This window comes from Synechococcus sp. H60.3 (assembly GCF_047462295.1).
Lineage (GTDB): Bacteria > Cyanobacteriota > Cyanobacteriia > Thermostichales > Thermostichaceae > Thermostichus.
In genome coordinates, this window is sequence record NZ_JANSIY010000031.1 from 1 (window position 1) to 23,814 (window position 23,814).

Below are 23,814 nucleotides of genomic sequence, written 5' to 3' on the forward strand. Positions count from 1 at the left end.
TTGCTCACGGTTTTCCGGCAAGAGCAACTTCTCCAAAGTGCCTTCCGGTAGCGCTGCAAAGGCCTCGTCGGTGGGAGCAAAAACAGTGAAGGGGCCTTCCTCAGCCAGTACCTCCACTAAGTCGGCAGCCTCCAAGGCTTGGATCAACGTGGTGAAAGAGCCGGCCTCAGCCGCAACATCCACAATGGTTTTGCCGGTAGCAGCAGCGGTTTTCACGCTTTCAGAAGTTGCGCCGTAGCTGCCGGCAATGACCGCAGGGACTGCAACCAACGTGGTGGCCGAGACAACAGCTGCCCCAAAATACTTTTTTTACAGGGGCTGCAAGGCTAATCTCCGCTGAGGTTAGATTTGCAACAATCATCGCGGGATGGTGGTAAGCAATCCAAAACAAGCTAAAAAAAGATCCCTTGAGGCTGAGGGATCCGTTACGCTTGTTTGCATCTATTGTTTTGTTTGCTCAAGTTAGCGATCCATTGGCAGCGAAGAAGCCGACCCCCTCGACGTTTCGGGCGAAGGGATCAACGAGCTGGTGATCTCGTAACGATCTCGGCCGTCGTGCCTACTCTTCTTCTGTCTCGAAGTCCTCGTCGTACCCATCGCCGATCAAATCGTCGATATCGTCGATGTCTTCTTCGAGGACAATGTCAGGGACTTCGATGGGCTGCTCGATCAACCGGCCTTCCTGGCGCAACCAGTCGAGGATGGAAATGCTACCGGGTAAGGGCAGCACTACTGGAGGCTGATCGCGAGGTTCTTCCCGCAGAGAAGGGTTGTGGTACATGCTGTCCGGAAGGAGTGCAGCTATGAAGAGGGTGTGGTTAAGCTCCGGGTCGATGGCCTCGATAGGGGGCCGCTTATCGACTGCTTTTTAGCTTAGCTTATCCCTGCCAAGCCTGCAAAAAGCGGTGTAGCACCCGCTCCAGCTCGACGGCCCGCGCCGCCTTAAACAGCAGTCGATCCCCTGCCCGCACCTGCTGCTGCAAACCCTCCACCAGGGCAGAAGCTTCCTCAAAGCGTTCAACCTCGGCGGCTGGCTTTTCGTCAACCAGTGGCTGCATCTCCCTATCGGGATCCAAAAGCCAGACCCGCTCCAGTCCCAAGGAGGCAGCCGCCCGACCCACCTCTGCGTAGAGCTGTGGGGCATGCTCCCCCAGTTCCCGCATTGGGCCGAGGATGGCCCAGCGCCGTTTTCCCGCAGTTTGAGCCAGCAGGTGCAAAGCCGCGATCATCGCTTCCGGCGAGGCGTTGTAGGTCTCATCCCAAATCTCCACGTCCCCAGCCAGCTTGAGATGGCGATTGCGCCCCTGCAGAGGCAGCGGTAGGTCAAGGGGCTCTTGCAGGCGCTCCCAATTCAGCCCCAAGCTGCGCACAGCCGCCAGCACCCCCATCCAGTTGAGGGCGTGGTGCCTTCCGGGCAGGGGCACCGGCAAGGTCAGGCCCTCCACGGTTACGGTTTGGGCTTGTGGATCCCATGCTCCTCGCAAGTCCCCTTGGGCGAGGCCATAGGTGAGGGTTTGTCCCGACCACAGGCTGGCGGCAGTGGCCAACAGCAAGGGATCCTCACCATTGAGTACAGCCACCCCCTGCCCCAACTCCTGCAGCAGCTCACACTTGGCAGCAGCAATGGCCTCGCGGGATCCCAGCCTGCCGATGTGGGCGGTGCCGATGTGAGTAATCAAGGCATGGGTGGGGCGAGCCATCTGCGCAAGGCGGCGAATCTCGCCAGGGCCGCGCATGGCCATCTCCAGAACGGCAAACTGGTGTTCTGGTTGCAGCCGCAGCAGCGTTTGCGCCACCCCAATGTCGTTGTTGTGGTTGGCCTCGCTTTTGAGAACACTGCCGTAGCGCAAAAGAGCAGCCGCCAGCATTTCCTTGGTGGTGGTTTTGCCTGCTGAGCCGGTGATGGCCACTACCGGGATGGAAAATTGCTCCCGCCAGGCTCTGGCAAGGCGCTGATAGGCAGTCAAGGTATCGGGAACCTGGAAGTGGGGCCCCTCCACTGGCCGCTGGCTGATGACAGCAACGGCTCCCTTGCTCAGGGCTTGCGGAATAAAGTCGTGCCCGTCGAAGCGTTCTCCCCGCAGCGCCACAAAAACGGATCCCGGCTGCAACTGACGGCTGTCGGTGCAAAGGGCCTGAACCGGCAACCCCAATAGGTGGGGATCTCCCTGCAAAGGGACTTGCAGCAGGTCGGCCACAGTCTGCAAGGTCAGCATGGAGCAGCAGGCGGAGACAGGCTATCGCGTAGGATACCAACAAAAGCCCAATCCAGCGCCAGGCACCGACCCAGCCCTTGCCATCCAGGGCTCAAAAGTTGCTTATGCCCGATTGCACCTGGTTGGATCCCCTTGTCCGGCACTTCCATCTGGGGGATCCGGAGCCACCCGCAGCCATTCAAGGGGGGCCTATTCATCAACAAACTTGGAAGCTCAACACGCGCAGGGATCCTTGTATCGTCGGGCGCCTCCATCCCCACTTTGATTCTGCTGTCACCGAAGATGACCAGGCCGCTGGCCAGTGGCTGAGACGACAAGGCTTCCCCGTTTCTCAATTTCGCCGGGCCTGCGATGGATCCCTGCCCTAGGCCTAGGGGGAAGGAAGGCGCACCTGGATGGTACTGCACGTCAGCGAAGCTGCTGCTACTCTGGATGGGGAGGTAGGGTATGCAACCTCTTTAACAGCTCTTCTCAAGAAGGGTTCTCCCGCTAGCATTGCGGAAGAAAGCTTGGGGTGTGAGGCAAAACTGAGGTGAAGACAGCCGGTAAGGGGATCCCAGCGGCGCGGCAGCAACTCAGCCACAAACGAGCTCTGGGGCTGGGGCTCCTGTCACTGCTGAGCTTTGTGGCCGGGATGGGGTTCGCCGCCCTCTCCCAGCCGGAAGGGGGATCTCCCGTTGCCCCCCTAGAGCCGGAAGTGCCCCGTTTTACGGCCCACGGCTGGCCGCTGCTGGATCCCCTGCCGCAGCCGGACGAGATCTGGGAGTGCGAGCTGGTGGTGGTGGGCGGATCCCTGGGGGGCGTGGCGGCTGCAGGCCAAGCCATGCGGGGGGGTGTGCAAACCTGCCTCATCGAGCTCACCCCCTGGCTAGGGGGGCAGATCACCTCGCAGGGGGTATCGGCCCTCGACGAGTCCCTTCCCATGCGGCAGCGGGGCAATTTTTCCCGCCACTGGCTGGAGTTTAAGGCCCTGATCGAAAGTCAGCCGCTGCATCTGCCCGCCTGGACAGGGATCCCGCCGGGAACCCGCGTGACCAAGATCAACAGTTGCTGGGTAGGGGGGCTGTGTTTTCCGCCCCAGGCGGGTCTGCAGGCGGTAGAAACCTGGCTGCGGCAGGCGGCTCAGTCTGCTCCCCAGAGTCGCTGGGCCACCCAGACCGCTTTTAAGGGGGCCACCTTCAGCGCCGACGGCTCCCGCATCGAGAGCCTCTACGCCGTGCAGCGGCAGCCGCGGGATCCCAATTTTGTGCCGCCAGGGCGGCTGTGGCGGGAATTGGTGAGCTGGTATAGCTGGCAGGAGACGGAAGTGTTTGCCAAGCGGGTGCTGCGGCTGCAGGCGCCACCGGGCCGCAACCTGTTTGTTATCGACGCCACCGACACCGGCGAGCTGGTGGGCTGGGCTGGGATCCCCTACCGGCTGGGCTCAGAAGGGCGAGATCTGACGGGGGAGCCCAACGCCGCCCCGGCCAGCAACCCGGAGTGTACCCAGGCCTTTACCTTTCCCTTCGTGCTGGCCATCCACGACGATGGGGGCCGCTCCCGCGCTGAGCTGGCCCAGTTGCAGCCGGGCTACTCCCGCGCCGAACACCGCCGCCAGTTCGACCTGGAGGGGTTTCCCACCTTCAGCGGCCAGAGCTTTTTCAACTACCGCCGCATCGTCAGCAAAGGCCGCACGGATCCCTTTTACGGCACCCCGGTTCCCGGGGATCTAACCCTGGTGAACTGGAACCGCGGCAACGACTGGGGGATCATGAACCCGCCCCTAATCCTGACAGAAGAGCGGCTGGTGGCCTCAGGGCAGCGCCACAACTGGCTGGGGGGGCTGGACGTCTCCGCCCTCAAAGATGGAGAAAACCACGCCCTGCTCTTTGCCGAGTGGCTGATGGAAACTCAGTCCCGCGCCGGCTATCCCCTCTCGTTGGTGTTTGCCGAGGACTCTTTGCTGGGCACCCGCTCCGGCCTCAGCCTCTACCCCTACATCCGGGAGGGGCGGCGCATCCTGGGGCGAGCTGCCTACGGCCAGGCGGAATTCCAGATGCTGGAGCAAGACATCCGCGTCGGCACCAGCGGGGGACGGGACTTTAGCCCCACCGCTGTAGGGGTGACTCACTACGCCATCGACATGCACGGCTGTCGCTACCGCAACTGGGAGCCTTCCCTGTCGGCCAGCTCGGCGCCCGTCAACGAGTTTTCCGTCCGCCCCATCGTCATCCCCCTAGAGGCCCTGATCCCCCAGAAAGTGGATAACCTGCTCATCGGCGGCAAAGGGATCGCCGTCAGCCACATCGTCAACGCCGCCACCCGCACCCACTACGGCGAGTGGACCATCGGCTCAGCAGCGGGGCTCATCGTAGCCTGGTTGCACAGCCAGGATCCCGGTTTGATCCCGGCCCAGATTGTGCCGCAGGGCAAGATGGCCGACTTGCAGCGCTACCTGGTTGCCCATGGACAGCGGCTGCACTGGTAGGCAGTTGCCGCCGCCCTACCCCTCTGCGCCGGAAGGCAGCGCCTCGGGATCCCCTTTTCCGCCATAGCGCCGCTGCCGCCACCACACCAGTAGAGGGCTGGCGATGAAGATGCTGGAATAGACCCCCAAGCTAAAGCCAATGAGCAAAGCGATGGCAAACCCCTTCAGGGTGGCTCCCCCAAAAATGGCAATGGCCACCAGGGGCAGCATCGTTGTCAGGGTGGTGTTCAAAGAGCGGGCAAAAGTCTGGTTTAGAGATAGGTTCACCACCTCGGCAAAGCTGACCTTGCGGCTGACCAGACGCAGATTTTCCCGGATGCGGTCGTAGATAACCACCGTGTCGTTGACGGAAAAACCAATGATGGTTAGCAGCGCCACCACAAACAGGCTGTCCACCTCCATGCCCACCGTTAGGCCCAAAAGGGCAAACAGACCTGTTGTCAGCACCACATCGTGCAGCAAGGCCACAATGGCAAACACCGCGTAATCCCACTGGAAGCGCAGGGCCAGATACACCACAATGAGCCCAAAAGAGATGAGCACAGCCACGAGGCCGGAACGCAAGAGCAAGCGCCCCACCGTCGGGCCTACCGTCTCCACTAGGTTGCGCTCAAAAGGGCCTACCTGTTGCCGCAGCGTCTCCTCTACCGCTAGGCGCTCCTGCTCAGTCAAAGGGGGCATGCGGATCAAGGCTTCCTGACTGGTCTGGGTGTCCAGTTGGATGATGCTGCTGCCCAGGTTGTGTTCCTGCAGCGCCCGCCGCAGCTCTTCGGTGGTGACAGGCCGCTCAAAACGCAGATCCAGCAAGGTGCCGCCGGCAAAATCCAGCCCCAGCCGCAGCGGTGTCCCTAGAGAGGCCAGAGAAAAGGCCATGCTGACCAGCCCCACCAGCAACACCGCCAGGGAAAGGGTAAACCAAAGCTTGCTGCGCCCGACGATGTCGAAGCGGTAGTCAAGCAACCGCCGGGATCCCACCGCCGGATCGGGGGGGGATAACTCTTGCGCCGTCATGATTGAGCCGCCTCCATGCGAACGCCGTAAAACTCAGGTTTGCGCAGGGCAGGGATCCCCATTGCCGCCAGCAGCAGGGTGCGGGTGCAGGTGATGGCCGTGAAAAAGCTTACCAGAATGCCAATGGCCAAGGTGACGGCAAAGCCTTTCACCAGCCCCATCCCCAGCCAGAAAAGTACGCCACAGACCAAAAGGGTGGTGACGTTGCTGTCGAGGATGCTGCTGAAGGCGCGATTAAACCCTTCCGAGATGGACTTATAGATGGACTTGCCCGCCCGCAGCTCCTCCTTGATGCGCTCGAAGATCAGCACGTTGGCATCCACCGCCATGCCGATGCTGAGGATAAAGCCGGCGATCCCTGGCAGGGTCATGGTCACCCCCAGCAGTTGGAACAGAGCAAACGTACAGAGGGCGTAGATGAGAAGAGCGAGGTCGGCAATGAGCCCCGGCAGGCGGTAGTAGGCCACCATAAAGACAAAAACCAGCACCAGGCCGCCAATGCCGGCATAGAGGCTGCGGCGCACGCTCTCTTCCCCCAACGTGGCCCCGACGGTGCGGTTTTCAATGACGCGAATGGGAACCGGCAGCGCTCCCGCCTTGAGCTTCACCGCCAGATCGGTGGCGGTTTCCACCGTGAAATTGCCCGTGATCACCGCCGTTCCGCCGGTAATGCCGGTGCGAGCAAACTCCGGCCCCACGATGGGGGCGCTGATCAGCACGTCGTCGAGAAAAATGCCAAGCGGACGCCCTGTTCCGGCCAACTCTCGGGTGAGCTGAGTAAACTTTTCTGCCCCTTCTGGCTTGAACTCCAACAGCACTTCCCAACTCTGGGATCCGCGACGAGGGGCTTGGGGATAGGCGTTGCGCAGCAGATCCCCTGTCAGGCCGACCCGTTCAAACAGGGCGTCGGGATCCTCCCCCGCCATTATCTCCCCCCGCTCGTTACGGGGCAGGGCGCTGACCGGCACCAAGCCCTTGCGAAACTCCAACTGGGCCGTATCGCCCAAAAGAGCAATGGCCCGATCCGGATCCGCCACCCCCGGCAGTTGTACGAACAGGCGGTCTTGGCCGCTGATCTGCACCAGAGGCTCGGCCACCCCCAGGCCGTTGATCCGCTGCTGGATCACCGCCTCCACCCCCTGCATCACCTCAGAGGTGATCTCGGGTACCTCTTCCGTAGGCAAAGCCTGCAGGGTGAGCTGCGTCCCTCCTTTGAGGTCAAGGCCAAGGCGAACTTCGCGGCTAAAGCCCAGATAGACGAGGGCAGCCACCACTGCCAAGATAAAGATCAGCCCTCGCAGAAAAGCGAGGCGACTGAGCCACAAAGCTGGAGATCTGGCCATACTGCTGAAAAAGTGAGGAATACGGGCGCACTCGATCCGAGGCCCTCAGGATTTCGGCACTTTTTGATCCTATCGCACACGGGATCCCCCACCTGACCCGTTGGAAAACGGCAGCGGCAGGAGCATCCAAGTAGGGTTTCTGGGGATCCGCTGCAGAGGCAACCGCGAGCTTCTCAGAAGATGGGCGCTCGGCTGCCGAGCCAAGCAAGGAGAAGATAAAGTTGAAAGCCGCTAAACAAGCGCTGTCCCCTCTTGGTTTGTGCTAGCCCTAGGGCTAGGCTATTGCCATCTCAGGGCAGCAGGCAACATCTGGTGCATTTGGCTCTACCCCGACATCGGCGAGTTAAGGGAGGGAAAGTTGAGGTGAATTGGAGACGGACTTACTATCTCCCTGGGTTGCTCTCGGCTCTAGCTCTAGGGGGATCCCCCGCCTGGGCCGGAGAGTATTTCACCGAGGAAGTGACCAGCCCTAGCCTGGAGATCATTCACGGCTGGCGGCAGGAAGTGTACGGCATTAACGTCACCATCACCAACACCAGCCTGGGATCTTTTCGGGTGCCGCTGGAAATCGATATGGAGGATCGAGCTAGCTGTGAGCGGGCCGACTTGGTGCTGACGAACAATCGCATTATGCCGATGGGATCCTTTCAAGACTGCATTCTCAACATCTTTCCCTACCTGGATAAATTCATCAACCAAGAGGTCGCCAGCATTCGGGTCACCCTCAAAGGGCCGGCCCCCCTCCTGGAAATTCCCCTGGAAGAGTCGGATCGGCTGATCTTGGCCCAGGTGGCTAACCAATCGCGGGAGGCCTTTGTCTTCTTTCAGCAGGAGTTGGCCCGCGTTTTGGAGCTCTTGAAGCAGTCGGATCCCGGCCAGACCAAGACGGCCCCAGCAACAGCCAGCCCAACACCGACTGCTGCCGCCGAATCTGCGCCCAACCCGGGAGATTTCGTAATCGTGGGATCCATTCGAGAAGAACGGGTAGGTGCAGGCAGCCGCCTGAGCGTGGAGGCGATCAACCGCAGCACCCGCACCGTCCTCAACGCTCGTGCTCGCTTCACGTTCTACCAGGGAGAGGAGGTGGTGGAGACGCGGGTGGCCGCGTTTGAGCCCAGCGACGTGCCACCGGGACAACGGGCCTCTGCTAGTGTTCTGAAAACCGATGGCAATTGGAATCGGGTCACCGTCACCTTCCAGTGGCAGTAGGGATCCCTAGGGTGCCAGGGCGTTCCCTCGCAGCAGGCTGCCCAGAGTCTTGACAGTGATCTTGAACTGCACCCAAGGGCTCATGGGCACCACCGTCTTGTAGAGGTAGCTATCAAAGGTCATTCGCTGCACATCTCGGTCAGCGCACATCTCCACAAAGGCCTCGCGGGTGGCGTTGGAACGGTAGAACACCCGTTGTAAAATGTCCAAAACCTTGTAGGTTAGACCGTATTGGCGATCCCAACGCTTGAGGTACAGCTTGAGATCCTCCTCACTGGGGATGCGCTTCCCGCCATTGGAGGTCTCGACGATGGTCTCGGCGCACATGCGGCCCGACTTGGCGGCAAAATAGATTCCCTCGCCGCTGGACTTGGTTACATAGCCTGCCGCATCTCCTACCAAAGCCGCCCGACCCACCACACGGCGCGGACGCGGATGCTCTGGGATCGGATGGGCCTCCACCTTGATCACCTGGCCCCCCCGAATCCGCTCGGCAGCGCGGGCGCGGATCCCGGCCTGCAACTTTTGGATCTGGGCTTGGTTGACCTTCATGGTGCCGGTGCCCACTGCCACGTGGTCGCACTTGGGGAACACCCAGGCATAGAAGTCTGGAGAAACATCGTCCCCCACATACATCTCTGCCCGGTCCTCGTAGTAGGCCATTTTGTCGTCGGGGAGCCGAATCCGCTCCTGAAAGGCCAGCGCATAGTTGTAGTCGCCGGCACCGATGGCTTCTGCCACCTTGGAGTGAAAGCCATCTGCCCCAATCACCAGATCCACCGCCAGCGAACGGGGTACTCCCCGATTTGAGCCGTCCGAAAAGTCGCTGTAGTGCAGGATGTAGGGATCCCGACCATTTTGCGGGATTTCCAGATGCATCACCTTGCCGTGGATGAGCTCCGCCCCTTTTTGGCGGGCGCGGTTGCGTAAGAAGGCATCCAGGATCTCGCGGCGGCACATGCCGATATACTCATTTTCCTTTTCGAGGGCGATATCCACCTCGTAGTTGGAAGGGGAGATCATCTTCATCTTGCGCACTTTGCGGTCGATGATCTCCTCAGGGAGGTCGAACTCCGAGACCATACAGAGGGGAATGGCGCCCCCGCAGGGCTTGGCGTTGTCTAGCTTCCGCTCAAACAAAAAGGTCTCGATTCCGGCTTGGGCTAGAACTTCGGCGGCAGAGGCTCCGGCTGGGCCACCCCCAACAACAGCAACTCTCAGGCTCAAGGCGCTCTCCTCGCTGCAAATGCATCGGCTCGTCAGACAGCAGGCATCCTACCACAGCTCCCCAAAAGCGTTGCCAACCTTGACGAAGTATTGCAGTTCGGCTGGGCTCAAGGGCACGTGCTTCAGCGCTGAGAAAGGGAGCCGCCCGGCCTCAACGCTAGAGGTTGTGACGTTCTCCTCAGCCTGGATTTCAGAGTGGCTCTATCTGGGCCACTTCCACCCGGTTCTCTGGCCCTAGGCTAACGCGGAACTGTTTGGCACCTGTCGGCAAGGGATCCGGCGCCACCTCCGGCAGGTTGGCAAGAGGAGTTTCGGCGCGGCGTTCCCGGGCCAGCTCATTCTCCGGCTCGGCAGCCAACAGGGATCCCGTCTCGTCCACGCTTACCCGATAGACCAGGCTCTCTTGCAAATCGGAGGAAGACTGCCATTGCTCTGCCAGGGTGTCTCGCAGACGGAGAAGGGGATCTTCAGCCAAAGGGGGAGGGGATCCCACCGTTTTGCCGGGTTGCTCCGGCACGGTGAGCTGCTCCTGCACCGAGTTGGAGGCAGTAGGATCCCTGTCCTCCGGGGTGCGGCTGGCCCAGAGGCCAACTCCGGCCACCAGGGCGATCCCTCCCACCAGCAGCGCTGCGATCCCGGCAGGCTGTCGATACCAAGCTTGCGTCACCGGAGTTGCCAAACTGTCCAGTTGGGGCAAGTCATCGGCCACCTGAGAGAGGTTCTCTAGCAGGTCGTACAACTGGGTCATCGACAAATCCACCTGGGCAATCTGATTCTCCCCTTGGCGCACCGTGAGGCGATGAAAAATGAAATCGAGCGGACGGATGGCCACAGTGCCACTGAAGGTTCCCTTGGGGGCTCCACAGAGCTGGGATCCAACGTAGCGGTCGATCACGGTAATCAAATCCTTGAGCCAAGTGCTGTCTCCCTGCAGCGTTTTGGTGGTCTCCCCCTGGCGAATTTCCAACTGACACACAAAGTTGTGCTGAATCGCTCGCGGTGGCAGCGCCGAAGAGGTGCCTGCAGATTCGGGTGGGCTGGGCGCCTCTCCCCGCACTGTGAGCGTCGAGGTCGGTTGTTGATAGGTGTAGCTGAGGGTAACGCCGGGCATAACAACTCGCAGGCAAACAACACAGGCAAGAATCTCAAGGGCGATGAGACAAGACCGTCTCAAGGAGAGGGCAAAGCATCCGATCCGGAGCTATGGGCTACCTCCCCTTCTTCGTCGCTGCTGGCGGGCAGATCCATCTCAGGGCGGTTGAGCAGAGCTTTCCACAGGCGTTGTGCCCCTCTCGGGCTGCTGTAAAACATCAGCTCGATCAAGATGCGCAGGGCCAGCTCAGCAAGGCTGTTCTCGTCGCGCACATCCCCATCCACCATGCGGCTGCGGTAGTGGGAGATAAACTCATCCAGGTAATCGCCCACCAGTGGCTGATGGAAAGGGCTGAGCTCTTGCTCGACAGCGGTTTCCAGTTGCTCTAAGGTGCTGCGGATGCGGGCCTGTCGCTGGGCCGCCAGGTGAGCAATCACCATCACTAGGGCGCGCGCCTCTTCGATATCGACTTCTTTTCGCCCGCCGCTGCTGCGGCGCAGAGGGTTGGCATTGCGCAGCCGCCAGAGAATGACCCGATCGCCGATCTGCTTTTCCAAGTTCAGAGCCTTGGCTGCTGCCAGAACTGCCTCGGAACTCTCCCCACTTAAAGACTCCAGCCCCAGCAACAACAAATCCAACTGGGCTTTGATGGTTGCGGTAGCTGTGGTGAGGCCGGCGGGCTGAGGGTCTAACTGAGTCTGCTTAGGTTCCACCGTCACGCTGTCAATGGGAGCTTTTGGCTTTGGTAGGACTCTATGATCTCTTGTCTGGGGCAAACCTGCAACCTGATTCCCCTGCGCTTGAGGGAAAAAGGCTCTTGGCTCATGGCTCTGGTGGCTTAAGGCATTTGCGGCTGGGGGATCCCACAGGTCAAGCCCAAATCACTGTCCCTCTCCCCTCACCCCATTGCCTCTTTTGCCCCGCACCCCCCGCTTCTTGCTTTGGGAATTGCTGCCCTTGAGGGAAAGCCATGGGAAAAGATACGATTGGTAAGGGTAACCTCTTCTACAAGCTTACGACGCGCAACAAAGGATTTTCTCCGGCCCGGCTTGACTTCTCTGGGCTTGTCTGGAGCTTCGGGGCCACTGCTTTTGACTATATCAGCCACGTTGCGCCTACCTGCGCACGGTTATGAATGCTTTCGCCGCCCAATCCAGCCCTGCTCACTTGGTCTTGATCTTCACGGATCGGGTAGGCCGGCGCGGCGTTGTCTTGGACAAGATTTACTACTCGGTAGGGCGAGCCCCCAGCAACCACATCCGCCTCTACGACCCCTGTGTTTCGCGAGAGCATGCCCTAATTATCCGCATCCCGGAAGAGAACCGAGCCGGATACGGTTACATGATCTTTGACGGCAACTCGGGATCCCGCCGCAGCACCAATGGTTTGTTCGTTAACGGTAAAGCGGTTTTGTCCCATCGGCTACAGCTTTTTGACAAGATAAGGTTTGGACCGAATGTAACAGCCATCGTGGAGAGCACCGACCGCCTCAGCCCAGAGACGCTGGCAGCCCTGTTGCAGCCGCCGGCCCTCGACAAAAACGCCACCCTGGAGGGATCCCAGAGAGAGACCTCCAAAGAGTTGCCCCGAGAGAACGACGACTTCACCGCTGCTTGATTCCCTCTCCTGAATTATCCTGAATCCAGCGCCCTACCGAGTTTTGGGTTTCCGTGTCTCTCATTCCTCCTGCGCTGAGCGGCTACTGGCAAAATGGCTTTGACCTAGAAGCTCACTTGGGATCCTTCCTTGGCCTTGAGGCGGGTGAACTGCGGGAGAAGCTGCGGCTGGGGCAACAGCAGTTGGCGGAGCTGGGCCGGCGCGACTTCGGCTGGGATCAGGCAGACGCCTTTTACCGGGATCGGGTGGGATCCGCCTATTTGCTGGACTTAGCCGCTTGGCACCTGAGCAGCACCGACTACATCGGCAATACCCTGCGCCTGGTGGCGGATCAGGCCCGCGGGCGGGTGCTGGATTTTGGCGGCGGCATTGGCACCCACGCCATTGGGGCGGCTCTCTGCCCGGCGGTGGAGCAGGTGATTTTTTGGGATCTCAACCCCATCCATCGGCAGTTTGTGCAACTGCGGGCGGAAAAGTTGGGCCTAAGCGAACGGATCCACTGCCCGGAAACCTTCCCGCAAGGGATCCCCTTTGACACCGTCATCTGCTTCGATGTGGTGGAACATTTGCCGGATCCGGCAGCGCAGTTGCGTCAGTTTTACACTTGGCTCAAGCCGGAAGGCAAATTGTTGATCAACTGGTACTTTTTCAAGGGGTTTAATGGCGAATTCCCCTTCCACCTAGACGACCCGCAAAAAGTCGAGCAATTCTTTCAGGTATTGCAAAGCCATTTCCTAGAAGTGTTTCATCCCTATTTCATCACCGCCCGCTGCTACCGTAAGTGGAATAAAAGCTGAGATTGGAGAGAGAACGAATGCTGCGCTACTTGCGGGTGCTGTGGCTATTTTGGAGCACTTCTGTAGCAGCAGAAATGGAGTACCGCGCCAACTTCTTTTTTGCCAGCCTCAGCAGCTTAGGCGGCCTCGTGTCAGCTCTGTTTGGGCTTTCACTGTTCTATCAGCAGGGGCACCGCCTGGGGGGTTGGAGCTGGCCGGAGGCGCTCATCGTCTTGGGCATGTTCACCATCTTGCAGGGGGTGTCGGCCAGCCTCTTTAACGTCAACTTAAACCGCATCGTGCAGCAGGTGCAGGAGGGCACTCTGGATTTTGTTTTGCTCAAGCCCATTAGTAGCCAGTTTTGGCTGTCAACCCGGGTGTTCTCTCCCTGGGGCCTGGTGGATATCGGCTTTGGCCTGGTGCTGATTCTCTACGCCGGGATCCAGTTGCGGCTGCCGGCCTGGGCCTATGTTTTGGGTTTATTGCTCCTGCTCCTGGGATTGGTCATCCTCTACAGCCTCTGGTTTATGCTGGGGGCCACCAGCATCTGGTTTGTCAAGATCTACAACGTCACCGAGGTGCTGCGGGGCTTGGTAGAGGCGGGGCGCTTCCCCCTGGTGGCCTATCCGGTGGCCTATCGGCTGTTTTTTACCTTCGTTGTGCCGGTGGCTTTCTTGACCACAGTACCGGCGGAAACCCTGTTGGGGCGAGCCCAGTGGCCGTGGCTTGTGGGATCCGCCCTGCTGGCGGCGGGGCTGCTGGTCGGATCCCATTTGTTCTGGCGCTTTGCCCTGCGCTTTTACACCAGCGCCTCTAGTTAGGCTCCCAAATTTCTTGCCCAGAACCCCGGCACCGACAAAGTGCCCTTAAAAAACCTTCAGCCAACCCAGCAGTCGCAACCCCACCAGCTAGGAGAGGCCCAGAGGAATTAAGATGAAAGTCACGACTGTGCCAAAACCATTGGAGGCCAGCCTATGGGCGAAGCAAAGCGCCGCAAAACCCGCAAAAGCCCCGATCCTGACCAAGAGCTACTGTTTCCCCAGCTCAAAGATATTCCTCTCACCAAAGCCCAAGCCCGCACGATCTACAATTGGACAACTCGGGGCGCTTGGGCCGGCATTATTCTCCTGGCCATTGTCTGGGTGGTGGTGCGATTTGTGGGGCCTGCGTTGGGCTGGTGGCACCTGGTGGGCTAGACGGCTGGATCCTTTGAGTTTTCCTGGAGTTTCCCCATGCGATCCTATTTGGCAGCCGCCCTTCAGATGACCAGCACCCCCGATCTGGCCGGCAACCTACAACAGGCAGAGGAGTGGATTGACTTTGCGGCGCGGCGGGGATGTGAGCTGGTAGCTTTGCCGGAAAACTTTGCCTTCATGGGGCCGGAGGAAGAAAAAGCTCGCCTTGCCCCAGAGATTGCGCAGCGGGCCGAGGAGTTTTTGGCCAAGATGGCCCAGCGCTACCAGGTATTCGTGCTGGGCGGGGGATACCCGGTGCCGGATGGACAAGGCAAGGTGTACAACACCGCCGCCCTCTACAGCCCCGAGGGTAAGGAGCTGGCTCGCTACTGCAAGATCCACCTCTTCGACGTCAACCTGCCCGACGGCAACACCTACCGCGAGTCGAACACGGTGGTGAGCGGCAACGAGGTGGTGGTCTGCCAGGAAGAGCGGCTGGGCATGCTAGGTCTATCGGTTTGTTACGACGTGCGCTTTCCGGAGCTGTATCGTTCCTTGGTGGATCGAGGAGCGCAGGTGCTGTTGATCCCCGCCGCCTTTACCGCCTACACGGGCCGGGACCACTGGCAGGTTTTGCTGCAGTGTCGCGCTATTGAAAACACCTGCTACGTGATTGCTCCCGCCCAGGTGGGCACCCACTACGAGCGGCGGCAATGTCATGGCCACGCCATGATCGTGGATCCTTGGGGGACGATCCTGGCGGATGCCGGCGGCGAAAAACCAGGGGTGGCCATTGCCGAGATCGACCCGGAGCGCCTGCAGCTTATCCGGCGGCAGATGCCCTCGCTGCAGCACCGTCGTCTGGCCTGTACTGTCAGCCTTTAGGGATCCCCTATGCCTTGGCCGCCCTTGATCCTCTACAGCAAGCCCGGCTGCCACCTCTGCGAGGGCCTAGCGGAGAAGTTGCAGCAGATCCCTGAGATCGCCACGTTGGAAATCCGCGACATTACTGCCAACCCCGCCTGGTGGGAGCGCTACCAACTGGAGGTTCCCGTGCTGAGCTTGGCGGGGGATCCCGAACGATCTCTGCCCCGCCCCTCGCCGCGGCTGACGGTGGCGCAGTTGCGCGCCTGGCTGGAACAACAGTTGGGTTGACGGCTTAAGAGGCTAGCGCTTCGCTGCGGGCGGTATAGCCAGCTTGGCGCAAAGCTGCCACGGTGGCCTCGGCATCTTTAACCCAAAATTGAGATCCCAGTCTTACCCAGAGCGTGTGGGGAGGGGCGACGATGGCCGCCACAACGGGGATGCGATTTTCTTCCTTGGCTTCCGAGCGTTGACGGGTAAGAACCGCCTGCAGACGGTGTCGCTCCTCTACAGTTCCGGCAGCCTCCAGAGGGAGTTGCACCGTAACCCAACTCACCGATTCAATTGGCTGTAAGTCCTCGACAATCAATTGCACCTGTTCATCCCGCTGATCCACCTTGGCCCAGATCAATAGCCGTTGATCCACCTCCAGGCGATGGCGCAAACGTTCGTAAGTCTTGGGGAAGATCACCGCTTCGCAACTGCCGGTGAGATCTTCCAGTTGCACAATGGCCATGCGATCCCCTTTCTTGGTGGTTACGGTTTTGATGGCGGTCACTAGGGCCAGAATGCCTACAGAAGTCTCGGCTGCGTAGCCGCTCAAATCCGAGAGGTTAACGGGAGCCAACAGGCGCGCCTGCTCTTGAATCCGCCGCAGCGGGTGATCCGAAACATAAAAACCCAACAGCTCCCGTTCCAGCCTTAACTTTTCTGGCGCTGGAAAATCTTCGGTAGCAGGCCCCCGCGGCGCCTCCATAAATCCCTGGCCATCACTGCTGTCGCTGCCCAACAAATCAAATAGGCTGGCTTGACCAATGGCTTTGGACTTGGCCCGCTCCGTCGCCCAGGTGAGAATGGGATCCAGATCCACCATTAATTGCTTGCGGTTGGGGGAAATACAATCAAAAGCGCCTGCACAGATCAGCGACTCGATGGCGCGACGGTTAACCAGGCGCAGATCCACCCGCTGGCAAAAGTCGGCCAAAGAGGTGAAGGGGCCCCCCGCCTGGCGGGCAGCCAGGATGTTTTGAATCGCCCCCTCACCCACATTCTTCACCGCCCCTAGACCAAACAAAATGCTGGATCCTTGGGGGGTAAAATCCAGCCCAGAGCGGTTGATATCGGGCGGTTGAATCTGGATCCCTATCGACAGACAATAGGTGATATAGCGCTGCACCTTATCTTGATCCCCTCCCACAGAAGAAAGCAGCGCCGCCATGTATTCTGTTGGATAATTGGCCTTGAGATAGGCTGTCTGGAAAGTAATCAGTCCATAGGCCGTAGAGTGAGATTTGTTGAAGCAATACTCGGCGAAAGCAACCATCTGGTCAAATAGTTCCGTGGCCACTTCCTTGGCCACACCTCGCTCCAAAGCTCCCCGGACGAATTGCTCCCGCTGTTGCTCCATCTCGGAAACTTTCTTTTTCCCCATCGCCCGCCGCAGCAGGTCGGCCTGGCCCAGGGTATAGCCGGCCATGTCCTGGGCAATGCGCATGATCTGTTCTTGGTAGAGAATGGCGCCGTAGGTATCTTGAAGGATTGGCTTGAGGAGATCGTGGGCATAGGTTACCGGCTTGCGGCCATGTTTGCGATCGATAAAGTCTGGGATCATGCCCGTATCCAATGGCCCCGGTCGGTAAAGAGCCAAGACCGAGGAAATGTCTTCTAAGTTGGAAGGCTTGAGCTCTCGCACCACCTGCTTCATCCCAGAAGATTCCAGTTGGAAGATCCCTTCCAGCTCTCCCTTTTCCAAAAGTTGGTAGGTTTTCTCGTCATCCAAGGGTAGGTTATCCAGGTCGATGGTGACCCCTCTGTGCTCTCGAATCAGCTCCACAGCCCGCTGGATCATCGTCAGGTTGCGCAGCCCCAAAAAGTCCATCTTCAGCAGGCCCAGAGACTCAATATCTTCCATCGAGTACTGGGTAATGATTTGGCCTTCGTTATTGTACTGCAAAGGCACAATTTCATCCAAGGGATCCTTAGAAATAACTACACCGGCAGCATGAACTCCAAAGGTTTTGTTGGTGCCCTCCAACAGGCGGGCCAGCTCGATCCAGCGGTGAGTGGTTGGGTCTTTCTCGTATTTTTCTTTGAACTCTGGAGCCGGCGTGTTCTCGCCGATCATCTCCTCCAGTTTGGCAGGCTTACCCCGCGATACCGGGATCAGCTTTGCCATTTTGTCGGCTTCGGCATAGGGAATATCGAGCACCCGGGCAACATCTTTGAGAATAGCTTTGGAAGTCATGCGGTTAAAGGTGATGATTTGGGCCACTCGCTCTTGACCATACTTGCGGGTTACATAGTCGATCAGCTCTCCCCGCCGCTCGATGCAGAAATCGGTATCGATATCCGGCATCGATTGCCGTTCTGGGTTGAGAAAACGCTCGAAGAGCAACCCATATTTGACAGGGTCAATATTGGTAATTTGCAGGGCATAGGCCACCAGGGATCCGGCTGCCGAACCGCGGCCTGGGCCTACTGGGATCCCGTGCTCGCGGGCATAGCGAATGTAGTCCCAAACCACCAGGAAATAGCTGGAGAAGCCTTTTTGTTGGATGATGCTTAGTTCAAAGCGCAGGCGCTCCTGATAGTTTTCTGGAATCTGATCTGGATAGGCAACGCCGCAGCGTTTTGCCAAGCCCTGCCAGGCCAATTCGGTGAGATAGCTATCGGCAGAATGGCCCGGTGGAACCGGGTAGTCGGGCATGCGCATTTCCCCAAATAGGTCATAGCCCTCGATCTTTTCCAGCACCTTGAGGGTGTTGGCAATGGCTTCATCGATCACCTCTTGCTCCAGGTGATCGCGGCAGAGGCGGCGCATTTCTTCTGGGCTTTTCAGGTATTCCGTCCCACTGTAGCGAAGGCGATCTTTCTCGGTGAGAGATTTGCCTGTTTGGATGCAGAGCAGGGCATCGTGGGCCTCCACATCCCAGCAGGAGATGAAGTGGCTATCATTGGTGAGGATGATCGGGATCCCCAATTCGCGAGCAATGCGCACCAATTGCACATTGACAAAGCGGTCTTCTCGATAGCCGTGATCCTGGATCTCAATGTAGTAATCGTCTCCAAACTGTTCTTGATACCAGGCGGCAACCTGGCGGGCAATTTCTGGCCGCCCCTGCAAAATGGCCTGGGGCACTTCCCCAGCTCGACAGCCGCTGGTCACGATCAACCCCTCTTTGTATTGGGCCAAATACTCTTTGTTGATGCAGGGGCGAGCAAAGATCCCCTTGCCTTGAACGCCGTGGAGATGGGAAATAGTGGTTAGCTTCACCAAGTTTTTATAGCCCTGGGTGTTTTTGGCTAGAACCACTTGGTGATACTTGGGATACTTGCGGCTTTTGTCTCGAATATCGCCGTTGATAACATACATCTCGTTGCCAATAATCGGCTTGATCCCTTTGCTTTTACACAGTTTCACCAGCTCAATGGCCCCATACATGACGCCGTGATCGGTCAGGGCCAGTCCTGGCAAACCCATCGCCACCACCTGCTCAATCAAACGCGGCAATTGGCTAGCCCCGTCCAGAAGGCTGTACTCGCTGTGCAAGTGCAAGGGGACAAAAGACATGGCAACGCTATGGGTAGAGGGATCCCTTCAACCTTAGCCCAGCGCCCTTTTTTCCAGTTGCCGCCAGCTGCCGCTACAGTAAAGTCAGGCCGACGTTTTCTCCCTTTGCTTGCATGGAGACTCCCCTTCGCCTCACCCAGTACTCCCACGGCGGCGGCTGCGGCTGCAAAATTGCCCCGGCGCTGCTGCAGCAGATTCTTAAGGAGCTGCCTCTTCTTTGGTCAGATCCGGCCCTGTTGGTGGGGGCTGAAACGAGCGACGATGCCGCCGTCTACCAACTCAACGACGAGCAGGCCCTGATCCTAACCACCGACTTTTTCATGCCCATCGTGGACGATCCGGTGGATTTTGGCCGCATCGCCGCAGCCAACGCTCTTTCTGACGTTTACGCAATGGGGGGTAGGCCCATTCTCGCCCTCGCCATTTTGGGCATGCCGGTCAACACGCTGCCCCTGTCGGCTATTCGGGAGATCATGGCCGGGGGAATCCAGGTCTGTCAGGAAGCCGGGATCCCTTTGGCCGGGGGGCACTCCATCGATTCGCCCGAGCCCATCTTCGGCTTGGTGGCGGCAGGCCTGGCTCACCCGCAGCACATCCGCCGCAACGCCACGGCTCAGCCCGGCGACGACCTCATCCTAACCAAGCCGCTGGGGATCGGGGTGATGACCACCGCCCTAAAAAAGGGTCAGCTTAGCGCAGCGGGCTACCCCGAGGTTTTGCAGGTGATGACTCAGCTTAACCGCATCGGCCCGCAACTGGCGCGGCGACCCCAGGTTCACGCCCTAACCGATGTAACGGGGTTTGGCCTCTTGGGACACTTGCTAGAGGTCTGCCGTGGCTCAGGGGTAAGCGCTGAGTTGGATCTGGCTGCTATTGCCTTTTTGCCCGAGGCCCTCTCCTTGGCGGAGGCGGGGATCTTCCCAGGTGCAGCCCGCCGCAACTGGCAAGGCTATGAAGGCGTAGAGGCCGACTCTCTACCGGAGTGGCAGCAGTTGCTCTTGTCGGATCCGCAAACCAGCGGCGGCTTACTGCTGGCGGTGGATCCCGCCTTCACCGCAGAGCTTTTGCAAGAGCTCCACAGCGCCGGCTACTCCTATGCTCGCCGCATTGGCCGCTGCCAGGCCAGCGAAGGGATCGCCATTCGGGTTGTCGGCGAGATCCAAACCCCCCGCCAGTAGCTTGGGGGAAGGCCACGTTTGGCCCTCTCCCCCCAATCTATGAAGATTTGGTCAAGCAGAGCTGCGAAAGTTGAAGATCTCATGTAAGGGGAAGGGGAGCTGAGATATCTTAAAGAGGTATGAACGAGCCCTCTCCCAACAGCCATAGCCTGGTTCAGTGGGTTGAGCCAGGTCAACTGATTCGCAGCCTCAGCAGCGGCCAATTGCTGATGGTGGATCCGCAGCGGCACAACGCCTTGATCATCTGCAAGACGTTTCATGCCGAGTTTGCCGGGCCGGGCGCTGCGGTGGGGGGGCCCTTGGATGTGGAGTCGAGCAGCGTGATCCCGATTGGGGATGTGGCTCTGTTGCATCCCCAGAGCTATCAAGAGCGGCAAAACGCCTATACCAAGCGGCTGCACTGGATGCGCTGGTTACAGCAGATCACCGATAATCCTTTGCCGGCCCAGCGGGCGCGGATTTTGCTCTTTAGCTTGGAGGAGTTTTTCTCTGCGGAGTTGGTCAAGCAGTTGCCGGATGACATTTTGGCGCGGCTGGTGGGGGTGCTGCCGCAGACCATCGCCGCAGCTCGGATGGAAATGATGGCCCCCTGCAGCCGCGGCTATTCCCTGGCCGGCTAGGGGGATCCGTTCAAGATTGGACGGCGTGGGCAGTGTCTTCGAAATAACCCCAAAGCTTAGCTACACTAAAAGCCAACTTCGTTCTGGCAACTCGCCCAACCGGGACCCTGGCCTCATGCAGTGGTGGAAACGGCTGCGCCAAAATCGCTGGGCTCAAGTGGGAGCCTACATTCTCGTTTTTTTCTACGTCTGCGCCATTTTTGCCGAGTTTGTTGCCCCCTACAGCCCGCTGGAATCGCAGCCAGGGGGATCCCTTTTGCCCCCCACCGCCATTCACTTGTGGGATGAGTCGGGCGCTTGGCTGGGGCCCCACGTTTACCCCACCCGCCAGGGGCCGGTGGATCTGGAAACGGGCGAACGTCCGCTTTTGGTGGATAGCAGCCGTCCCGCCGGGATCCGCCTGTTTGTGGCCGGCACCCCTTACCGTTGGCTGGGGCTGATCCCCTGGGATCGACATTTGTTCGGCACCGTCCCCCTGCGGCCAGAGGAAGGGCTGCCGGTAGCGCGGCTGCACCTGCTGGGCACGGATGATCAGGGCCGCGACTACTTCAGCCGTCTGGTCTATGGCGGGCGCGTCAGCCTGTTTGTTGGCCTGGTGGGCATCGGCATCTCTTTTCCCATCGGCCTGCTGGTGGGGGCCATATCCGGCTACTTCGGCGGCTGGGTGGATACGCTGCTGATGCGGCTGACTGAGGTGTTGATGTCGATCCCAACCCTGTATTTGCTGGTGTCGCTGGCGGCGGTGTTGCAGGTGAACCCGCTGACCGGCGTGCCCTTCAGCAATGCCGAGCGCTTTTTGGTGATTGTGGCCATCCTCTCTTTTGTGGGTTGGGCGGGCTTGGCCAGGGTCATTCGGGGCCAGGTGCTGTCCTTGCGGGAGCGAGACTTTGTGCAGGCGGCGCGGGTGGCCGGGGCCGGATCCCTGTATCTGCTGGTGCGGCATATTCTGCCTCAGACCACCACCTACGTGGTGATCTCGGCAACCTTGGCGGTGCCCGGCTACATCGTGGCGGAGTCGGTGCTGAGCTTGATCGGCCTGGGGATCCAACAGCCGGATGCGTCTTGGGGAAATATGCTGTCGCTGGCCACCAATGCTTCGGTAATCATTCTGCAGCCTTGGCTGGTGCTAGCCCCCACCCTGATGGTGGTGCTCACCTCTTTGTCTTTTAACTTGCTGGGGGATGGTCTGCGAGATGCCCTCGACCCGCGGGATCCATTTTGAGGAGAAGCTGCTTCCGAATTGTGACGGTTCAGGGGAAATGCGAGGGTCTGCCGTTCACCGCTTTCCGTCGGGATAGAGCCGATTTAGCCCCTTGCGAGCCTTAGCATAAACATCCAGGGTGGCATTCATTTTTAGGATCTGGCGGTAAACTTGCTCGGCCCGGGCGATTTCCCCCTCCTGCTCCAACTTCTCGGCCAGCTTGAGCAAACTTTGGGCCGAGGGATCCGCCAAAGAACCCTGCTCCTGCAGTTGCTGCAGCTCTTCCAGGCGCTCCTGCACCATTGGTCGCAACAGCCAGGAATCATCCAGATCCAACACCTCTCGGTAGTAGCGCTGGGCCTCTTTGAAGTTCTTCTGCTCGTCGTAGGCTTCCGCCAGTTGCAGAGCCAGCTCCGCCGTGGGCCGATCCTTAAACTGGCGATGCAGTTGGTTCAGCCGCCGCAGGAAGGGGGATCCCTGCTGCGGGTTTTGTAAATCCGGGGCGTGTTGAACCGGCAGATAGTTGCTCCTCTCCGCCGATTGTTGAGGGGAAGGGGCAGGCTCCGCGGCTTGAGATCGAAGGGGCGTTTGACGGCTGATGCTTTTGGGGTCAATGGGGGCGGGCTTGTAGACCCAAACCGGCTGATCCGGAGAGGATGCCGGTGGGGTTGGGTGTGGGATCGGCTGGGGCAAGGGAATGGTCTTGCGCTCCGGCGGTTCAGAAGGGGGTTGCTTCAGTTCTGCAAGGGTGCCGGGAGGTTTGGGGGCTTGGAATTGAATTGCTTTGGCAGTCTCCCTGCGCTCTTGGGCCAATTCTCGATAGAGGGCGGCCAATTGGGCATACCCCGCTTCTTCGTAGGCGGTGGCCAGCCAACGGGCATTCTCCGGGCTGGGATCCGCACGATAAGCCCGCCGCAGCAACTGCAAAGCAGTGCCATAATTGCGCTCTCGAATGGCTGCCTGCCCCAAACTGGCTGAGCTGACCCCGGTTGTATCGCTAGCCATGGTTCTCCGTTATGCCTTGCTGTGCAGCGATAATAAATCAGTTTTCCTTTTCCAAGCCAGCCACTCAGGGCAACCTTGGCAACTGGATCCCTTGGCCATAGCATACCCTTGTCGAGCCGAACGCTGACTGTTGGGAAAGACTTCTCTTCTTGTTGGGATCTGCTCGATAGACATCTTTAGCCGATGTTGATTTGAGATTGAGGCGTTGAGATCTGGATGTGAGGCGTACTTTCAAGCTAGCTTGTAGTCAAGACCCGAGCAGCGACAGGTTTCGGCGCAAACATGATTCAACAGTTTCGAGAGCGGTACCCTATGGGCAGTTTGCTTACCGATCTGTTGCGCGTAGAAGAAGGGATCTACATTGTCAAAGCCCAGGTGGTGGTGAACAACACGGTTCTGGGCAGTGGTATTGCCGGCTCCAACACAGTAGAAGAAGCGGAAGATGCTGCGCTGAAGCGCGCTTTAAACCACGCAGGATTCGGTCATTCCGCAACTTCCTTGAGCTTGGGTATGGATTCTGCTGCCGCCAGGCTGCCCTATTTGCCAACTCCCGACTTGGCCTTGGCCAATGGGCGCACCCACTCTTCTCCTGCCCCTCAAGCCCCTGAGCCAACAGGGATCCCTGTCCGACAGCAGTCGCTCCCGGAGCTGCCCAACCTGAGGGAGCCAGAGGCCCAGGGGGAGGATTTGTCGGACATCATTGCTCAAACAGATGTCGAGATGCAGCGTATTGGCTGGGGCCGCAAGGAAGGACAAGAGTTCCTGGAGCGTCGCTTCCAGAAAAAATCTCGCCACCAACTGAATGAGGCCGAACTGCGGGAGTTCTTGCGTTATTTAAAACAGCAGCCGTCACGCCTCAACAGCGAGCCTCGTTTATGAACTACCCCACCGCGTAGGCGGGTGGGGTTTCCTCACCCGCTTGGCAGCAGAGCTTTTGTCTCTTCCTCTGCCCCAGTTGCTTCATCGATCCCGTGTACCGGGTCTCTGAAGTAGAGCTGAAGCATCCAAGACTCACGAGGCGG

The 23,814-nt window shown here is 59.3% G+C and carries 23 protein-coding genes; 13 read left to right on the plus strand and 10 right to left on the minus strand.

The features are described from left to right. The 3 genes from NW841_RS05090 to NW841_RS05100 form a co-directional block, all read right to left on the minus strand. On the minus strand, nucleotides 1–270 hold a 270-nt coding region (locus NW841_RS05090; protein WP_414385661.1), incomplete at its 3' end, for a fasciclin domain-containing protein. A gap of 289 nt (nucleotides 271–559) precedes the next feature. Next, nucleotides 560–781, minus strand: coding sequence for a DUF3134 family protein (locus NW841_RS05095; RefSeq protein ID WP_414363784.1), 222 nt, complete (start codon nucleotides 779–781; stop codon nucleotides 560–562). Between the two features lie 97 nt (nucleotides 782–878). After that, a complete protein-coding gene (locus NW841_RS05100) occupies nucleotides 879–2,216 on the minus strand; it encodes a UDP-N-acetylmuramoyl-tripeptide--D-alanyl-D-alanine ligase (RefSeq protein WP_414363783.1) in 1,338 nt (445 codons plus the stop codon). 104 nt (nucleotides 2,217–2,320) lie between these two features. Here NW841_RS05100 and NW841_RS05105 point away from each other — a divergent pair, with 104 nt between their 5' ends. Further along, complete coding sequence (locus tag NW841_RS05105; protein WP_414385663.1) at nucleotides 2,321–2,584, plus strand: hypothetical protein; 264 nt, start codon at nucleotides 2,321–2,323, stop codon at nucleotides 2,582–2,584. A gap of 164 nt (nucleotides 2,585–2,748) precedes the next feature. Beyond that, nucleotides 2,749–4,683: an FAD-dependent oxidoreductase gene (locus NW841_RS05110; protein ID WP_414385666.1), complete on the plus strand. Its 1,935-nt coding sequence runs from the start codon at nucleotides 2,749–2,751 to the stop codon at nucleotides 4,681–4,683. 15 nt (nucleotides 4,684–4,698) lie between these two features. On the opposite strand, the gene secF is transcribed toward NW841_RS05110, so the two are convergent. Next, nucleotides 4,699–5,694, minus strand: a complete 996-nt coding sequence (gene secF, locus NW841_RS05115; protein ID WP_414333455.1) for a protein translocase subunit SecF — start codon at nucleotides 5,692–5,694, stop codon at nucleotides 4,699–4,701. Continuing rightward, nucleotides 5,691–7,037 carry a protein translocase subunit SecD gene (gene secD, locus NW841_RS05120; protein WP_414385667.1) on the minus strand — a complete coding sequence of 449 codons (1,347 nt, stop codon included), beginning with the start codon at nucleotides 7,035–7,037 and terminating at the stop codon, nucleotides 5,691–5,693. The genes secF and secD overlap by 4 nt, the downstream gene beginning before the upstream one ends. Nucleotides 7,038–7,400: 363 nt before the next feature. On the opposite strand from secD, the gene NW841_RS05125 reads away from it, so the two are divergent. Beyond that, a complete protein-coding gene (locus tag NW841_RS05125; RefSeq protein WP_414370514.1) occupies nucleotides 7,401–8,246 on the plus strand; it encodes a hypothetical protein in 846 nt (281 codons plus the stop codon). A gap of 6 nt (nucleotides 8,247–8,252) precedes the next feature. Here NW841_RS05125 and chlP read toward each other — a convergent pair whose 3' ends face one another. The 3 genes from chlP to NW841_RS05140 form a co-directional block, all read right to left on the minus strand. Beyond that, nucleotides 8,253–9,473: a geranylgeranyl reductase gene (gene chlP / locus NW841_RS05130; protein WP_414385669.1), complete on the minus strand. Its 1,221-nt coding sequence runs from the start codon at nucleotides 9,471–9,473 to the stop codon at nucleotides 8,253–8,255. A 190-nt stretch (nucleotides 9,474–9,663) separates the two neighbouring features. Then, complete coding sequence (locus NW841_RS05135) at nucleotides 9,664–10,584, minus strand: DUF4335 domain-containing protein (RefSeq protein ID WP_414363776.1); 921 nt, start codon at nucleotides 10,582–10,584, stop codon at nucleotides 9,664–9,666. A gap of 59 nt (nucleotides 10,585–10,643) precedes the next feature. Beyond that, nucleotides 10,644–11,285, minus strand: coding sequence for a DUF3038 domain-containing protein (locus tag NW841_RS05140; protein WP_414363774.1), 642 nt, complete (start codon nucleotides 11,283–11,285; stop codon nucleotides 10,644–10,646). A 412-nt stretch (nucleotides 11,286–11,697) separates the two neighbouring features. Here NW841_RS05140 and NW841_RS05145 point away from each other — a divergent pair, with 412 nt between their 5' ends. The 6 genes from NW841_RS05145 (at nucleotide 11,698) to NW841_RS05170 (ending at nucleotide 15,289) form a co-directional block, all read left to right on the plus strand. Continuing rightward, entirely contained in the window at nucleotides 11,698–12,183 is a 486-nt protein-coding gene (locus NW841_RS05145) for an FHA domain-containing protein (RefSeq protein ID WP_414363772.1), read from the plus strand. Nucleotides 12,184–12,236: 53 nt separating this feature from the next. Next, entirely contained in the window at nucleotides 12,237–12,980 is a 744-nt protein-coding gene (locus NW841_RS05150) for a class I SAM-dependent methyltransferase (protein ID WP_414363770.1), read from the plus strand. A 17-nt stretch (nucleotides 12,981–12,997) separates the two neighbouring features. Beyond that, the gene (locus tag NW841_RS05155) at nucleotides 12,998–13,780 is read left to right on the plus strand and encodes an ABC transporter permease (protein ID WP_414385672.1); all 783 of its coding nucleotides are present in this window, start codon (nucleotides 12,998–13,000) and stop codon (nucleotides 13,778–13,780) included. A gap of 153 nt (nucleotides 13,781–13,933) precedes the next feature. After that, the gene (locus tag NW841_RS05160; protein WP_414377388.1) at nucleotides 13,934–14,155 is read left to right on the plus strand and encodes a DUF2839 domain-containing protein; all 222 of its coding nucleotides are present in this window, start codon (nucleotides 13,934–13,936) and stop codon (nucleotides 14,153–14,155) included. 36 nt (nucleotides 14,156–14,191) lie between these two features. Then, nucleotides 14,192–15,019 carry a carbon-nitrogen hydrolase family protein gene (locus tag NW841_RS05165; RefSeq protein WP_414377391.1) on the plus strand — a complete coding sequence of 276 codons (828 nt, stop codon included), beginning with the start codon at nucleotides 14,192–14,194 and terminating at the stop codon, nucleotides 15,017–15,019. 9 nt (nucleotides 15,020–15,028) lie between these two features. Beyond that, nucleotides 15,029–15,289: a glutaredoxin family protein gene (locus NW841_RS05170; protein WP_414363760.1), complete on the plus strand. Its 261-nt coding sequence runs from the start codon at nucleotides 15,029–15,031 to the stop codon at nucleotides 15,287–15,289. 4 nt (nucleotides 15,290–15,293) lie between these two features. On the opposite strand, the gene NW841_RS05175 is transcribed toward NW841_RS05170, so the two are convergent. After that, complete coding sequence (locus NW841_RS05175; protein ID WP_414385674.1) at nucleotides 15,294–18,788, minus strand: DNA polymerase III subunit alpha; 3,495 nt, start codon at nucleotides 18,786–18,788, stop codon at nucleotides 15,294–15,296. A 113-nt stretch (nucleotides 18,789–18,901) separates the two neighbouring features. Here NW841_RS05175 and selD point away from each other — a divergent pair, with 113 nt between their 5' ends. From selD to NW841_RS05190, 3 genes are all read left to right on the plus strand, one after another. Continuing rightward, nucleotides 18,902–19,966 (plus strand): selenide, water dikinase SelD, encoded by a 1,065-nt coding sequence (selD, locus tag NW841_RS05180; RefSeq protein ID WP_414385676.1) that lies wholly within the window; start codon nucleotides 18,902–18,904, stop codon nucleotides 19,964–19,966. Nucleotides 19,967–20,085: 119 nt separating this feature from the next. After that, nucleotides 20,086–20,586: a hypothetical protein gene (locus tag NW841_RS05185; RefSeq protein ID WP_414385678.1), complete on the plus strand. Its 501-nt coding sequence runs from the start codon at nucleotides 20,086–20,088 to the stop codon at nucleotides 20,584–20,586. Nucleotides 20,587–20,701: 115 nt separating this feature from the next. Beyond that, a complete protein-coding gene (locus tag NW841_RS05190; RefSeq protein ID WP_414335586.1) occupies nucleotides 20,702–21,808 on the plus strand; it encodes an ABC transporter permease in 1,107 nt (368 codons plus the stop codon). A gap of 54 nt (nucleotides 21,809–21,862) precedes the next feature. On the opposite strand, the gene NW841_RS05195 is transcribed toward NW841_RS05190, so the two are convergent. Beyond that, nucleotides 21,863–22,792, minus strand: a complete 930-nt coding sequence (locus NW841_RS05195; RefSeq protein WP_414363752.1) for a hypothetical protein — start codon at nucleotides 22,790–22,792, stop codon at nucleotides 21,863–21,865. Nucleotides 22,793–23,104: 312 nt separating this feature from the next. On the opposite strand from NW841_RS05195, the gene NW841_RS05200 reads away from it, so the two are divergent. After that, nucleotides 23,105–23,671: a hypothetical protein gene (locus NW841_RS05200; RefSeq protein ID WP_414385680.1), complete on the plus strand. Its 567-nt coding sequence runs from the start codon at nucleotides 23,105–23,107 to the stop codon at nucleotides 23,669–23,671. Nucleotides 23,672–23,814 lie beyond the last annotated feature (143 nt).